Raw genomic sequence first — 14,058 nt, 5'->3', positions numbered from 1 at the left:
CATGCTGCCGGGTCAGGCGGATTGCACCGCGATGCGGTTTCCTTCGCTATCGGAAATTTCGGCGACGAAGAGATTGTCATCGACCGGCGTTTTGGGAAACAGGATTTCGCTGCCCTGCTGCACGGCTCTCTCAAGCACATCGTCAATGTTTTTCACGCCGAGATAGATGATCGCCCCGTCTTTCGTCGGAACATAGGTCTCACCCTCGGCAAGCGCGCCGCTTGCGCCATCCTTGCCTTCCTCGAAGGGGAAATAGGCCATCCTGTTGTCGTGGATCGTGACGATTTCCGCAAAGCTCACATCAAAAACGGCGCTGTAGAAACGCATCGCCCTTTCAATATCAAGCACGGGAATTTCGACATGGGCAATCAGGTTCACGCGGTTGCTCCTTCTGGAATATCTCTGACCGGTATCGGCGATCTGTGTACACGCTACGACATCGATGCTGTCAATGGCCCGGTGCAATCCGGCCACCTGGCCGCCTGACGGCCGGCCCCTTACGGCGCGGCTGATGCTGTCGGCTTTCATGCCGCGGCTTCCCGTCGATAGGAGGCCATCCGGTCCGGCGATCCCGACGACGCAATACGCAATACCCGGCAATCTTTCGCGATGGTGCAGGCGCTAAAAAGCCCGCTTGCCAGCCCATTACGTTTATGCGAATGATTTGCAATTGCATAAACAGAATCTCCCAATTGAAAGTTCTTGGAATGGACAAGCCAGTCTTTGGATGGCGGCGGAATGGCGACGATCTGTCGTTGTCCGACGTACACGGTTCGATCAAGGTCAAGCCGAATGCCGGCACGTTTCGCCGGGCGATGGCCTTTTTCGGGCCGGGATATCTCGTTGCCGTCGGTTATATGGATCCAGGAAACTGGGCGACATCGCTCGCCGGCGGCTCCAAATTCGGCTATACGCTGCTCACCGTTGCACTGGTTTCCAACATCATGGCGATTGTCCTGCAATCGCTCTGCGCCCGTCTGGCGATTGCTTCCGGCCGCGATCTCGCCCAGGCCTGCCGTGATGCCTATCCGAAGCCGGTGGCGATGCTGCTGTGGGTGCTGGCCGAAATCGCCATTATCGCCACCGATATTGCCGAGGTCATCGGCACGGCCATCGGCCTCAACCTGATTTTCGGCATTCCGCTTGAACTCGGCGTTCTCATCACCGCGCTTGATGTGTTCCTGATCCTTTATCTGCAGAAGCTCGGTTTCCGCTGGGTGGAGGCGATGGTCATCACGCTGCTTGGCGTCATCGCCGTGTGTTTCGCCATTCAGGTGGCGCTTGCCGACCCCGACTGGGGGCAGGTGATCCTCGGTTTTGCACCGACGACCGAGATCGTCACCAATCCGGACATGCTGTATCTGGCGCTCGGCATTCTCGGCGCCACCGTCATGCCGCATAATCTCTATCTGCATTCGGGCATCGTGCAGACCCGCGAAATCGGCGAGACGATTGCCGAAAAACGCGAGGCGCTGAAATTCGCCACGCTCGATTCCACCATCGCGCTGATGTTCGCCCTCACCATCAACGCCTCGATCCTCATTCTGGCGGCGGCGACCTTTCACAAGACGGGGCAGACCAATGTCGCCGAACTTGGCGAAGCGCATAATCTGCTCGCGCCGCTTTTGGGTCTTGCCATTGCGCCGACGCTGTTCGGCGTGGCGCTTTTATGCTGCGGCATCAATTCCACCGTCACGGCAACACTTGCCGGCCAGATCGTGATGGAGGGGTTCCTCAAGATGCAGCTCGCCCCCTGGCTGCGCCGCCTCATCACCCGCGGCATCGCCATCATCCCGGCTGCCGGCGTCACCATCTTTTACGGCGACAGCGGTACGGCGGAACTCCTGATCCTGACGCAGGTGGTGCTTAGCCTGCAACTCTCCTTCGCCGTTTTCCCGCTGGTGATGTTCACCTCCGACAAGGCCAAGATGGGCGCACTGAAAGCGCCGCTCTGGCTTTCGGCTTTTGCGTGGCTGATTGCGGTGGTGATCGCGGCGCTGAATGTGAAGCTGCTGCTGGATTTTATGGGGTGAGGCGGGTCAGGCCGCGCTTTTTTGAAGCGCGGCTGCTGTGCCTTCCGGATCGACGGCAATGAACTTTCAGATAGGCGCGGGCCGGTTGATCCGGCTCGCTGCGGCCCTGTTAGAGGTGCGCATCATCGGTCGGTTGATCGCCTATCGAGGGCATTCCAAGTTCAGAGCGGACAAGATCGAAAAGCCGATCTAGGTGGACCATAAAATCAGTCGCCAATTGTTTGTGCGCTCTAGTTGCGCTTGACCACTTGTATAAGCTCCCGTCCTGAAGCGATAAAACAGCAAAGTCATCGGGCCGATCATTGGTGGGTGGGAAGTTTGAAGCCACCAAAGTTAGAGCGGCAAGCGCATGAGCCTCATTGATTTTCTTTTTACTGTTCCAGAGATGAATTGCAGTACGCCGGCCGTCTAAATCCACTACGCAATCTGCTTGAAATTTCACACGAAATAGGCTTTTTGGGCTATTTATTTTCAGCGGCGCTATTAAAGTGGCTTTGCTTTTTAGAGCTAAATACCACCTTAAAAATCGCACGATACCAAATTTCGTATAACGTCTTTCTGGTAGCTTTTTTATATTTCGAGTCGCTCTGAAGACTTCGACAAAGGTCGCTTCTCCAGCCAGAATTTTGCGTACACTTACGTGAAAGCTTCTATGAAAATTGTGTCCGCCTTTTGAAGGCCTGTAACGCTTTTGTATCGCTGCTCGTTGCGGATTTTCCTTGGCGTCAAGTAAGCGCAGAAATGCCGAAAATCCAAATTCGGGTGTTCTCTTTGTCATTGGTTGTGTCTCGTGTTCGTGGAAATCTTCCGAAGATCACTCGACTCCAAAAGCGAAAGCCCTATAATTTAATTGCTAAGGGGCATAGGGCTTTCTTCTTCTGTGCCAAGTGACGGCTTAGGCTGATCGCAGCGTGTCGTGGCTAAGTTGGCGCTTAGTCACGACATTGCCGAGCATCAGCGTTCCTTTCGTACACCTTTGAAAGGTGCCCCGTCTTTCTTCCCGTCCATAAACTTTCCATCCGGGCCGCGTTTGGTCCAGATTTCTGTTTGGGGGTTATATACCTGCGATCTGTCTTTGACCGCACCGATGCGGTGCCCGTCGCCTTTGGGGGGATTTGTTGCCATTTCAACCTCGTTACGGTTATCGAGTGCGCACAACGCGAATCACTCAACAAACAAAATAATGAGGCTATCCAGCAAAGTAAATGGATATATTTATGACTGTGGAAATGTATCGGACTTATAGTCTGCGTCATATGCAGTGTCAAGGTGTATTGACTGTGAATATATTGTTGGTTCTTATTTTTTATACGTTGACTTAAAACAAAAAATCGGCCGCCAAATCTTGACGGCCGATTTTACAATTAATTTCTGTTGCTTTCTTGACTACTCTCAAGAGCAACCGCTCGTCGCACCGCACGTATCGCACTTCTCACAAGTGCCGTTGCGCACCATCGTGAAGTTCTGGCATTCCGAGCACATGTTGCCCGTATAGCCCTGAGCGATCGAGCGCATGCGGCGTTCGTTTTCCACCTTCTTGGCTTCCGCCTTGGCCGATGCCGCGTCTGCGGCGGCCTTGTCGGAGAAGAGGGCGGTGGCGGTCTGCTGGGATTCCTGAACCACCTCGTCGATCACTTCTTCGGCGATCTCTTCGGCCAGTTCCTTGGCGCGCTCTTCATAGTCCCGCTTGAAGGAGACGATTTCGGAGGTTGCGATGGCGACCGTCGGTTCCAGCTTGCGGGCGGCGGAGCCGGCAAAGGAGGTGACGTTGGCGGAGCCACGGGCAGGGGTGGCCGTTGCCGAGCCCTTCGGCTCGGAAGACGAACGTTCGCCGCCATTGCTGGAAACCAGCGTCGGCTTGTAACCGCGGGTCCAGCCGGTGGAAACGAGGTTGGTCTTGCCTTCCTGGATGCCCTTGCCGAGTGCCGTGTTGGAGAAGTCCGACGTATCGACATGGGCCAGATCGTGGCGGCCGAGATAGGAGACGGCGAGTTCGCGGAACACGTAGTCGAGGATCGACGTGGCGTTCTTGATCGCGTCGTTGCCCTGCACCATGCCGGCCGGTTCGAACTTGGTGAAGGTGAAGGCCTCCACATATTCTTCCAGCGGCACGCCATATTGCAGGCCGAGCGAAATGGCGATGGCGAAGTTGTTCATCATCGCACGGAAGGCGGCACCTTCCTTGTGCATGTCGATGAAGATTTCGCCGATGCGGCCGTCACCGAATTCGCCGGTGCGCAGATAGACCTTGTGACCACCAACGGTTGCCTTCTGGGTGTAACCCTGACGGCGGTTCGGCAGCTTTTCACGCTCGCGCGAGACACGCTCGATGACGCGTTCGACGATCTTTTCGGTGATCGTCACGGCCTGCTGGGCGAGCGGCTGCTGGATCAACTCCTCGACGAAATCTTCTTCGTCGTCATCTTCCACCAGCGAAGCGTTGAGCGGCTGGGAAAGCTTGGAACCATCGCGGTAAAGGGCGTTTGCCTTCAGCGCCAGCTTCCAGGACAGCATGTAGGCTGCGCCGCAATCTTCCACCGTCGCATCATTCGGCATGTTGATCGTCTTGGAGATCGCACCCGAGATGAAGGGCTGTGCCGCCGCCATCATGCGGATATGCGATTCGACCGAGAGATAACGCTTGCCGATCTTGCCGCAGGGGTTGGCGCAATCGAAGACAGGCAGGTGCTCGGACTTCAGGAACGGTGCGCCTTCCAGCGTCATCGCGCCGCAGACGTGCACGTTCGCTGCTTCGATGTCCTTCTTGCCGAAGCCGAGATGCTCGAGCAGGTTGAAGCTCATGTCGGAGAGCTGCTCGTCGGAAACCTTCAGCGTGCCCTTCAGGAAGTCGGCGCCCAGCGTCCACTGGTTGAAGACGAACTTGATGTCGAAGGCGCTCTTCAGCGCGGCGTTGACGGCTTCGATCTTCTCATCGGTGAAGCCCTTGGCCTTCAGCGTCGAGGGGTTGATGGCCGGCGCCTGGTTGAGATTGCCGTGGCCGACGGCATAGGCCTCGATCTCGGCGATCTGGCTTTCGGAATACCCAAGCGAACGCAGTGCATCCGGAACCGCGCGGTTGATGATCTTGAAATAACCGCCACCGGCAAGCTTCTTGAACTTCACCAGCGCGAAGTCAGGCTCGATGCCGGTCGTGTCGCAATCCATCACGAGGCCAATCGTGCCTGTCGGCGCGATAACGGTGGTCTGGGCGTTGCGGTAGCCGTGCTGTTCGCCAAGCGCCAGCGCCTTGTCCCAGGCGGCTGTTGCGTGGGCGATGAGATCCTGATCCGTGCAATCGGCATGGATGAGTGCGACCGGGTTGACCGACAGGCCCTCATAACCATCCGACAGGCCATGGGCGGCGCGGCGGTGGTTGCGGATGACGCGCAGCATGTTGTCGCGGTTCGGTGCAAAGCTCGGGAAGGGGCCAAGCTCGCCGGCCATTTCAGCCGAAGTGGCATAGGAAACACCGGTCATGATGGCGGTCAGCGCGCCGGCAATGGCGCGGCCTTCGTCGCTGTCATAGGGAATGCCAGACGACATCAGGAGGCCGCCGATATTGGCGTAACCGAGGCCGAGCGTGCGGTATTCATAGGAGCGCTCGGCGATCTGGCGCGAGGGGAACTGCGCCATCATCACGGAAACTTCGAGCACGACGGTCCACAGGCGCACGGCATGTTCGTAATCGGCGATATCGATGCGCTTCGTCTTGGCATCCTTGAACTGAAGCAGGTTCAGCGAGGCAAGGTTGCAGGCCGTGTCGTCAAGGAACATATATTCCGAGCACGGGTTGGAGGCGCGGATCGGGCCTTCGTCCGGCGAGGTGTGCCAGTCGTTCATGGTGGTGTTGAAGTGCAGGCCCGGGTCAGCAGATGCCCAGGCGGCATGGGAAATCTTTTCCCAGAGATCGCGGGCCTTCAGCGTCTTCATGACCTTGCCGTCCTTGCGGGCGGTGAGGTTCCAGTCGCCGTCATTTTCGACAGCGCGCAGGAAGTCATCCTTCAGCGAGACGGAGTTGTTGGAGTTCTGGCCCGAAACCGTGAGGTAGGCTTCCGAATCCCAATCCGTATCGTAGGTCTTGAACTGGATGTCCTTGTAACCCTGTTCGGCGAACTGGATGACGCGCTTGACGTAGTTTTCCGGCACCATGTCCTTCTTGGCGGCGCGGATTTCGCGCTTCAGGGCAGGGTTCTTGGCCGGGTCGAAGCAGTCACCATTGTCAGCTTCGCAGTTGACGCAGGCCTTCATGATGGCCTTCAGGTGCTTGGCGACGATCTTGGAGCCGGTCACGAGGGCGGCAACCTTCTGCTCCTCGTTCACCTTCCAGTCGATATAGGCTTCGATGTCGGGGTGATCGGCATCAACGACGACCATCTTCGCTGCGCGACGGGTCGTGCCGCCGGACTTGATGGCGCCGGCTGCGCGGTCGCCGATCTTGAGGAAACTCATCAGGCCGGAGGACTTGCCGCCGCCGGAAAGCTTTTCGCCTTCGCCACGCAGATAGGAGAAGTTGGAACCGGTGCCGGAGCCATATTTGAACAGGCGCGCTTCACGCACCCACAGGTCCATGATGCCGCCTTCATTGACCAGATCGTCTTCAACGGACTGGATGAAGCAGGCATGTGGTTGCGGATGTTCGTAAGCGGATTTGGACTTGGTCAGCTTACCGGTGAAGGGGTCGACATAGAAGTGGCCCTGGCCCGGACCATCAATGCCATAGGCCCAGTGCAGGCCGGTGTTGAACCATTGCGGGGAATTCGGGGCGACGCGCTGGGTGGCGAGCATGTAGGCAAGCTCGTCGCGGAAGGCGAGCGCATCTTCTTCGGTGGAGAAATATTTGCCCTTCCAGCCCCAATAGGCCCAGGTGCCGGCCAGACGGTCGAAAACCTGGCGCGCATCGGTCTCGGAGCCGTAACGTTCGGCTTCGGGCACGTCTTTGAGTGCTTTCTCATCGGCAACCGAGCGCCAGAGGAAGGAAGGAACGTCGTTCTCCTCGACCTTCTTCAGCACCTTCGGCACACCGGCCTTGCGGAAATACTTCTGCGCCAGAACGTCGGTCGCCACCTGGCTGAACTGCGCGGGAACGTCGATATCCGCCAGACGGAACACGATGGAACCGTCGGGGTTCTTGATTTCACTGACGGCCTTGCGGAAGTCGATTTCCGCATAAGGCGATTGGCCGGGCTTCGTGAAGCGACGTTCAATGCGCATGGTTTCCTGTCCTCGTCCATTGGGCGCCCGGCAAAGGGCGCAAAAATCCGGTCCAGCCGTGCGATGTCTTCGCGCAGCCGGTTGTTGCCGATCTGAAAGGGATGTTCATCCTTGGATGTGATCCCTGTATATCGTGGCTTATTCGGCTGCAAGCATAGTGTGGAATACTAAATATAGTATCAACAGCTTCCTGCCGCCAGTCCCCGCGTCATGTTTTTGGCGGTTCCCGAAGGCGCGCAGAAACCCACCGGCAAACCGCCCCCTGATGGCCGGGACGCCGCGTCTGGATTAGCGAGCTGAGATTGAAAGGAACCGGCCTCGTTACTTTCCGGTCCGTTGCCGCCGCAACATAACTGTCACTTTCCTCTTGCGGCATAGATTCGTCAAGCCATAGATTGAAACGCATTTTTAACCACAAGATATTGTGTGAAGTGCCTGTGGAAAACGGGGAAAGCAAAAGCTTTCAAAAGAATCAGTCACTTGGCGGGGAAATCTCAAGCCTGTGCGGGGCTGGTTTCCGCAGCGGAAAGCCAAAAACCAGCATTTCCGGGGTGAGGCATAAAGGCGACACTGCGGTTTTTCCGTGTTTTTCCGCTGCCGTGGAAAAGGCCTTTTCGCACAAAAAAAGCCGCCCCGGGTCTGACGGCGAAAGAGTGGATATTGCTGGGGGGAAGTCTTGCGCGGTTGGTGCATCCGCACTCCGTCACCCCGGACCTGATCCGGGGTCCAGCGCGATCAAGTCCTTGATCGCGAGAGAGTCTTCTCACGACGCAGACGCGCCGTGGCTGGATTCCGGCTCAAGGCCGGAATGACGGATGAGAAATGGGTTCCTCTGTGGGCAATCAGCCGCGCGATCCCTTGGCGATCGGCTCCTGATAGGTGAAGCCCATGTCCCAGGGAAAATAGATCCAGGTGTCCTGGCTGACTTCGGTGACGAAGGTGTCAATGGTCGGCACGCCCTTTGGCTTGGCATAAACGCAGGCAAAATGGGCTCTCGGCAGCATTTCCCGCACTTCCAGCGCTGTCTTGCCGGTATCGGTCAGATCGTCAAGCACAAGCACGCCTTCGCCGCCATCCGCGGCCAGTTTCGGGTCGACGCCCTTCAGCAGCACCGTATCGCCCTGATTGACATAGTCATGACGGGTGGCGATGCAGACCGTGTCGATCAGGCGGATGTTCAGTTCGCGGGAAATGATCGCCGCCGGTACAAGGCCGCCGCGGGTGATACAGACGATTGCCCGGAACTCTTTATCGAGGCCGGCAAGACGCCAGGCAAGCGCACGGGCATCGCGGTGGAACTGGTCCCAGGAGACGGGAAAGGCTTTATCGGGAAGGGACATGTCGTCTACCATCTGGTCAAAATTGTCGATGGCTTTGGCTAATAGCCGCAAGACCGGCAAAAAGGCAAGCTTTCCGCGTGAGGCGTGTTGTTTGAGCCGGGAGATTGCCGCCTGTTTCTTCTCCCCGCCGGGGAGAAGGTGGCCCGAAGGGTCGGATGAGGGGGCAACGTTGCCGAATATCTCTACCCTTGCCCCCTCATCCCGCTGCCGCGGACTTCTCCCCGGCGGGGAGAAGAAATATGCGGCACTCGCTTGATCCATGTGGAATGCCGAGCGGGCGGTGGCGCTGTTTGCGCCGCTTCCATATTTAGCGCGAGAGCAGCGTCATCGCCGTCATGGAATCGAGCAGGGTGCGCGTGACGCCGCCGAACAGCAGTTCCCACCAGCGGGAATGGCCATAGGCGCCCATGACCAGAAGGTCGATGCTGTTATCCGACAGACGGTTTTCGATGGCTGCCTGCGGTGAAACGCCGGCGATCTTTTCCTGCGAGGTCACTGTGACGTTGACACCGTGGCGGGCAAGCGTTGCGGCCAGTTCCGTGCCGGCGAGACCGGCGGACTGTGTTTCACTCTCTGCCTGGTCGACGGAGAAAATCTCGACGCTTTCGGCGGCTTTCAGGAAGGGCAGGGCGTCGAAGGTGGCGCGTGTGGCCTCCCGCGAGCCGTTCCAGGCGATGAGGACGCGCTTGATCGGCTTGGCGACGGTCAGCACATGCGGCACGAGGAGAACGGGGCGGCCGCTTTCATAAAGGAAACCGTCAATATCCGAGCGGCTGTCTGACAGTGCCGAGGAGCTGCTCTGGCGGGCGACGATCAAATCGGCGCAACGGGCGCTGTCGATGGCGGATGCGGAGGCGTAACCGACCGACGTGACGAAGCTGCGCCATTCATGCGAGACGCCGTTGGCAGACAACGTGCGTTCGAAAAGGGTTCCGACATCGGTGGTTTCCTTGTGCGCCACATCCTGCAAAGCCTGCACGGTGGCGGGATCGGGAATTTCCATCGGTGCGACGAGCGGAACGGCGGCCAGCGTTTCCATGTGCAGGCCGATCACATGTGAGGAAAACTGGTCGGCAAGGCTTACCACGAATTCGCCGAGCTTCTGCGTGTTCGAAACATTGTCGACCACTGCCAGTATCGTTTTGTAACCCATTTTTCTCTCCTCGGTGACATGTCGTTTTCAGATCGTTCTGGCTTTTCTTCGAATCGCCAGAGCGATCTCAGTCTCTGTTTTACGTATTGTCCGGACGGAAAAGCTGTTCCGCTTTTCCTGGAAATGCTCAGGGGGGAGAGTGGCCGCCTTTACAGACCGCCACCTTGATTTTGGTCAAACCTTTTCGTTTCAGGCCTTTGCCAGTTGCTTCTCCTGGCCGATGGTTTCGATCATGGCCGCAACCGCCTCGGTTGCCGCCTTCAGCACGCCGGCGTCGCGGGCGCGCACGACGATCTCCGTCGAAAAACGCTGTCCGTCATATTTCGGGTAGGAGCCGATGCTGGTTTCGGGATGAGCCTTCTGGATGGCCGTCAGCGGCGTGCCGATATCACCTTCGCCATAGGGGGAGCGCACCGCCTGCGACATGACCTTTGCACCGGTGCGCAAGGTCGGCATGACATTGTCGAGCATGGCCTGGAACACCTGCGGTACGCCGGCCATGACATAAACATTGCCGATGACGAAGCCGGGGGCGACGGAAACCGGATTGGCGATGTGCGCGGCACCTTTTGGCATGCGCGCCATGCGCTTGCGCGCCTCGGTGAACTCCATCTCGCGGACGCGGTACATGTCGCCCAGCAGGCGCAGCGCCTCGGCATCGTGCTCGCAGGGCAGGCCGAATGCCACTGACACCGCATCCGCGGTTATATCATCATGGGTCGGGCCGATGCCGCCTGACGTAAAGACATAATCATAACGGCCGCGCAGCGCATTCAGCGCCTCGACGATCTGCTCCTCCTCGTCGGCGACGATGCGCACTTCCTTGAGGTCAATGCCGGACATGGTGAGAACATCTGCAAGATGGCCGATATTCTTGTCCTTGGTGCGGCCCGACAGCAATTCGTCGCCGATGGCGAGCATGGCGGCGGTGACAACGGAGGAGGTGGAGGAGGGATTGGACATGGTTGCACTCGTCATCTGTTTCCCCTGACGTTAGCCCTGCTCCCGATGAATGCAAAGCAGTTTTGAAAAAATGTCCTTTTGTAAATGGTTGACATTCCGGTTTTCCGTTCACTCATGGTGAACAGTGCGTATGCCAATCCCCGGCTGGCGGGAGGAGGGGCCGTGGGCTAGGTTTTCGTCACATACATTTGACGGGTCAACGCCGATGATCATCCAGTTTTTGAAAAAGCTTCTGGCCGGTACGCCGGAAAAAATTCCAGCAAAGGAAACAAAGAGAATGACGAAGGTTTTGGTACTTTATTACTCCGCTTACGGCCATATCGAGACGATGGCCTATGCGGTCGCCGAAGGCGTCAAGTCCACCGGCGCGGAAGCCGTGGTGAAGCGCGTTCCCGAACTGGTGCCGGAAGAGGTCGCCAAGGCCTCCCATTTCAAGATGGATCAGTCGGCCCCGGTGGCGACGGTGGAAGAACTGGCCGAATACGACGCCATCATCGTCGGCGCCGGCACGCGCTTCGGCACGGTTGCCTCGCAGATGCGCAATTTCTGGGATCAGACCGGCGGTCTGTGGTTCAACGGCAAGCTGGTCGGCAAGGTTGGCTCGGCCTTTACCTCTTCCGCGACCCAGCATGGCGGTCAGGAATCGACCATTCTCGGTTTCATTCCCACCTTCCTGCATCACGGCATGGCCGTTGTCGGTCTGCCCTATGCTTTCCAGGGCCAGATGGGCGTCGATGAAATCAAGGGCGGTTCGCCCTATGGTGCTTCCACCATCACCGATGGCGACGGCTCGCGCCAGCCTTCCGAAATCGAACTCGAAGGCGCACGCTTCCAGGGCGCGCATGTGGCAAAAATCGCTGCCAAGCTCTCTGCCTGATTTTCACGGTTCTTTGAAAAAGAATGCGGCCCAAAAGGCCGCATTTTCTGTTCCTGCATTTTTAATCGCCGGCCCCCTGGGAAAGGATTTTTTGAGGCGGGTCAGATCGGCAGGTTGACCATGAAAAGGCAGCTTGCGACCACGAAGCCGAGCATCGAGATTTCTAGAAAACCGTTCAATCCGTCACGCATTTCAATCCTCCTTGTGTCGGGCGAAAAGAGAACGGACAGAGCCTATTGCGGTTCCATAACAGAAGAATGAAATTTAGAGATTTTTAATGCCTTGCCATTCCGCGTGTGGATAAGGCGATCTGGACACTTCAGCCCGTGACGACGAAGGCGACGACGAGATGGCCGATGAGGCCGATTGCGAGGCAGGAGAGAAGAAAGATGAACAGGGCTTTTTTCATGTTTCCGGAAGCTTCCATCGGTTTTTATCCATCCAACCTGTTGTCTTGAAATTTCAGCGCCGCAGGGCACATCGCATTGTCCTGCGGCAGGCGAGCCAGTTCCCGTCAGGCCTTGAAATCAAGGCCCGCTTCGATGGCGGCGGCGAGGAAAGCCTTGCGCGCATCTTCCGGCTTTTTCCGCCCGGCATCAACGGCGGCGCAGATGAGCAGCGCCTTGTCCAGCGCATCGCCATCTTCGATCGGCCAATCTTCGATCAGCGCCCAGGAGGCTGCCTGCGTGGTTTCGATGCTCGTATATTCGCCCGGCGTTTCAAACGCGATCAGGACGGGTTTTTGCCAGCGCGTGTTCATCGCCTATCCGTATTGTTTGTCGTGCCGGGCTCTAACCGAAGCGGCCTGAATGCGCAATCCGTTTCGGCCCGGCTGTGGTGCGGTCAGTCGTCGCGTCCGAACAGCCAGTCGCGAATGATGCGCCGGTCGATGAGTTCCAGCGAGCGGTCGGGCGCGATCCGGTAGGTTTCCACCGCCCTTGTGCTGCCATCGATACGGAATTCGTGGCTGAAGGTGCTGCCGATCGGCGATTTCGTCAGCTTGGTGCGCGGCTGGCCTCTATAGGTAATGCTGCCGGGGATCGGTGCGACATTGGGTGCCGGTCCAGTATAGGGGGGCGGTCCGACCGTGGTGCATCCCGCCAGCACCAGTGGCAGCGCGATAGTGGCCGATGATAGGAGCGTTTTCATCCTGTCCTCCGAAGTGCGTCTGCGAAAACGATATGGAGGCGCAGCGGTTCCCGGCGGGCAAGAAGATCAAGGATTATTCGTCCTGTCTATTTGCTTTTCGGATTCTGAATGTCGCGCGCGACCCAGCGGAAGAAAGCGTAGACGAGGAGGCCAAAGATGAAAAGCGGGATGAGGTTCGCAAAACCGGACATATGATTCTCGTTTCTCCCTCCCGGTCCGGGGTCTAGCCGGAGTGAAACCGGCAAGGCAAGAGAAGCGCCTGTCACCACCAGTAAAATATCCGTGTGCCTCAAGGGGGAGATTTGTGGCTTGCCGGGGAGGGCGGGAGAGATCTGGCGCACTGCCAGTGATGCCAGATCTCTCTGTCTCCCGCCAGTTTCAGGGTACGGGGGACTTGTTATAGTATAACGAATAACCACCAATGGACATAGGCCGAAAAATTACCACGAATAAATCGCTGCCATCGCCGGTCATCGAAGCCCCCGACGTTTGGCCTCGAGACCCGCGCCCTTTCAATGCCTGCGGGCGAAGACGTTTATCCGGCAAATTATTTCAGCCAACGGAAGCAGACACGGGCTCATCGCAGATAGCGCTTTAACCCGTTGAAACGGCTACGATGCTTTTTGGGAAGCAGGCCACAGCGCGGAAACTGAAGGGAACCTTTTTCATGCTGCGTCATTGAATCAGGCACAACACATGCCAATAGCGGAGGGTTAAACATGCTCGGCACCATCCTCGTCATCCTGCTTATTCTGTTCCTGATCGGCGCGCTGCCCAGCTGGGGTTACCATAATTACGGTTATGGCCCGTCGGGCGGTCTCGGACTGGTTCTGGTTATCGTCCTGATCCTGGTTCTGATTGGGCGGATTTGATCGACCACCCTTGGGACTGAGCCACCGCCCGCACTGCCGCAATTGCGGCGGATGCGGGCGTTGTTTCTTCTGGAATATGAGGAAGATACGAAAAAGCACGCAATCTTAACCCCTTAGACCGTGGGCGGCTGCATGGCGCCTATGAGGTCTGAAAAAACACCACATTCGGAACGAACCCTCTTGCGCCCAAAATGGATTCGTTCTAAATGCCCGCCATCGCTCGAATGAAGAGCGTGTGAGGCCTCGTGGCGGAGTGGTGACGCAGAGGACTGCAAATCCTTGTACCCCGGTTCAATTCCGGGCGAGGCCTCCAAAATTTCCACAAATAGCAAATGTTGTCTTGAGCATATCTCCCGCTTTGCGGTGATTGACCGCCTTTGCTGTTTTAAAAAATCCCCGTCATTTCGCTTTTTCCCGCACATCCCACTCACCACGCTTGAAAGCGCGCGCCTTGGCAATT

The 14,058-nt window shown here is 57.6% G+C and carries 12 protein-coding genes, 1 tRNA gene and 1 pseudogene; 5 read left to right on the top strand and 9 right to left on the bottom strand.

Annotated elements, in window-relative coordinates; all coding sequences use genetic code 11:
• Positions 1–12 precede the first annotated feature (12 nt).
• Positions 13–528 carry a VOC family protein gene (locus tag EXN68_RS05810; protein ID WP_237681368.1) on the bottom strand — a complete coding sequence of 172 codons (516 nt, stop codon included), beginning with the start codon at positions 526–528 and terminating at the stop codon, positions 13–15.
• Positions 529–707: 179 nt separating this feature from the next.
• Here EXN68_RS05810 and EXN68_RS05805 point away from each other — a divergent pair, with 179 nt between their 5' ends.
• Complete coding sequence (locus tag EXN68_RS05805) at positions 708–2,033, top strand: Nramp family divalent metal transporter (protein WP_161991222.1); 1,326 nt, start codon at positions 708–710, stop codon at positions 2,031–2,033.
• 6 nt (positions 2,034–2,039) lie between these two features.
• On the opposite strand, the pseudogene EXN68_RS28110 reads toward EXN68_RS05805, so the two are convergent.
• The 3 genes and pseudogenes from EXN68_RS28110 to EXN68_RS05790 form a co-directional block, all read right to left on the bottom strand.
• Positions 2,040–2,142, bottom strand: a pseudogene (locus EXN68_RS28110) (helix-turn-helix domain-containing protein); the annotation flags it as partial.
• The gene (locus EXN68_RS05795) at positions 2,143–2,811 is read right to left on the bottom strand and encodes a hypothetical protein (protein ID WP_142840030.1); all 669 of its coding nucleotides are present in this window, start codon (positions 2,809–2,811) and stop codon (positions 2,143–2,145) included.
• A 614-nt stretch (positions 2,812–3,425) separates the two neighbouring features.
• Positions 3,426–7,244, bottom strand: a complete 3,819-nt coding sequence (locus EXN68_RS05790; RefSeq protein WP_142840029.1) for a vitamin B12-dependent ribonucleotide reductase — start codon at positions 7,242–7,244, stop codon at positions 3,426–3,428.
• A gap of 395 nt (positions 7,245–7,639) precedes the next feature.
• Between EXN68_RS05790 and EXN68_RS27625 the strand changes: the two genes are divergently transcribed.
• The gene (locus EXN68_RS27625) at positions 7,640–8,056 is read left to right on the top strand and encodes a hypothetical protein (RefSeq protein WP_142840028.1); all 417 of its coding nucleotides are present in this window, start codon (positions 7,640–7,642) and stop codon (positions 8,054–8,056) included.
• 30 nt (positions 8,057–8,086) lie between these two features.
• Here EXN68_RS27625 and gpt read toward each other — a convergent pair whose 3' ends face one another.
• The 3 genes from gpt to EXN68_RS05770 all read right to left on the bottom strand — a co-directional run bounded on the left by gpt (position 8,087) and on the right by EXN68_RS05770 (position 10,700).
• Entirely contained in the window at positions 8,087–8,584 is a 498-nt protein-coding gene (gpt, locus tag EXN68_RS05780; RefSeq protein ID WP_046798460.1) for a xanthine phosphoribosyltransferase, read from the bottom strand.
• 307 nt (positions 8,585–8,891) lie between these two features.
• Positions 8,892–9,737 (bottom strand): universal stress protein, encoded by an 846-nt coding sequence (locus tag EXN68_RS05775; RefSeq protein ID WP_142840027.1) that lies wholly within the window; start codon positions 9,735–9,737, stop codon positions 8,892–8,894.
• Positions 9,738–9,926: 189 nt separating this feature from the next.
• Positions 9,927–10,700 (bottom strand): competence/damage-inducible protein A, encoded by a 774-nt coding sequence (locus EXN68_RS05770; RefSeq protein ID WP_142840655.1) that lies wholly within the window; start codon positions 10,698–10,700, stop codon positions 9,927–9,929.
• A gap of 277 nt (positions 10,701–10,977) precedes the next feature.
• Here EXN68_RS05770 and wrbA point away from each other — a divergent pair, with 277 nt between their 5' ends.
• Positions 10,978–11,577: an NAD(P)H:quinone oxidoreductase type IV gene (wrbA, locus tag EXN68_RS05765; RefSeq protein ID WP_142840026.1), complete on the top strand. Its 600-nt coding sequence runs from the start codon at positions 10,978–10,980 to the stop codon at positions 11,575–11,577.
• A gap of 514 nt (positions 11,578–12,091) precedes the next feature.
• On the opposite strand, the gene EXN68_RS05755 is transcribed toward wrbA, so the two are convergent.
• Entirely contained in the window at positions 12,092–12,337 is a 246-nt protein-coding gene (locus tag EXN68_RS05755) for a DUF982 domain-containing protein (RefSeq protein WP_046798319.1), read from the bottom strand.
• A gap of 83 nt (positions 12,338–12,420) precedes the next feature.
• Complete coding sequence (locus tag EXN68_RS05750; RefSeq protein WP_142840025.1) at positions 12,421–12,726, bottom strand: hypothetical protein; 306 nt, start codon at positions 12,724–12,726, stop codon at positions 12,421–12,423.
• A 719-nt stretch (positions 12,727–13,445) separates the two neighbouring features.
• On the opposite strand from EXN68_RS05750, the gene EXN68_RS05740 reads away from it, so the two are divergent.
• A complete protein-coding gene (locus tag EXN68_RS05740; protein ID WP_080824959.1) occupies positions 13,446–13,598 on the top strand; it encodes a DUF3309 family protein in 153 nt (50 codons plus the stop codon).
• Positions 13,599–13,837: 239 nt separating this feature from the next.
• A tRNA-Cys gene (locus EXN68_RS05735) sits at positions 13,838–13,911 on the top strand.
• The last annotated feature ends 147 nt before the right edge of the window (positions 13,912–14,058 follow it).

This window comes from Martinezella rhizogenes (genome assembly GCF_007002745.1).
Lineage (GTDB): Bacteria > Pseudomonadota > Alphaproteobacteria > Rhizobiales > Rhizobiaceae > Agrobacterium > Agrobacterium cucumeris.
This window is presented reverse-complemented; position numbering and strand designations above follow the sequence as displayed.

Bases quoted from the DNA above. Each gene is read 5' to 3' on its own strand.
- gpt (WP_046798460.1), bottom strand. From the start codon at position 8,584: ATGTCCCTTCCCGATAAAGCCTTTCCCGTCTCCTGGGACCAGTTCCAC.
- EXN68_RS05775 (WP_142840027.1), bottom strand. From the start codon at position 9,737: ATGGGTTACAAAACGATACTGGCAGTGGTCGACAATGTTTCGAACACG.
- EXN68_RS05795 (WP_142840030.1), bottom strand. From the start codon at position 2,811: ATGACAAAGAGAACACCCGAATTTGGATTTTCGGCATTTCTGCGCTTA.
- EXN68_RS05805 (WP_161991222.1), top strand. From the start codon at position 708: ATGGACAAGCCAGTCTTTGGATGGCGGCGGAATGGCGACGATCTGTCG.
- EXN68_RS05770 (WP_142840655.1), bottom strand. From the start codon at position 10,700: ATGTCCAATCCCTCCTCCACCTCCTCCGTTGTCACCGCCGCCATGCTC.
- EXN68_RS05755 (WP_046798319.1), bottom strand. From the start codon at position 12,337: ATGAACACGCGCTGGCAAAAACCCGTCCTGATCGCGTTTGAAACGCCG.
- EXN68_RS05790 (WP_142840029.1), bottom strand. From the start codon at position 7,244: ATGCGCATTGAACGTCGCTTCACGAAGCCCGGCCAATCGCCTTATGCG.
- wrbA (WP_142840026.1), top strand. From the start codon at position 10,978: ATGACGAAGGTTTTGGTACTTTATTACTCCGCTTACGGCCATATCGAG.
- EXN68_RS05750 (WP_142840025.1), bottom strand. From the start codon at position 12,726: ATGAAAACGCTCCTATCATCGGCCACTATCGCGCTGCCACTGGTGCTG.
- EXN68_RS05740 (WP_080824959.1), top strand. From the start codon at position 13,446: ATGCTCGGCACCATCCTCGTCATCCTGCTTATTCTGTTCCTGATCGGC.
- EXN68_RS05810 (WP_237681368.1), bottom strand. From the start codon at position 528: ATGAAAGCCGACAGCATCAGCCGCGCCGTAAGGGGCCGGCCGTCAGGC.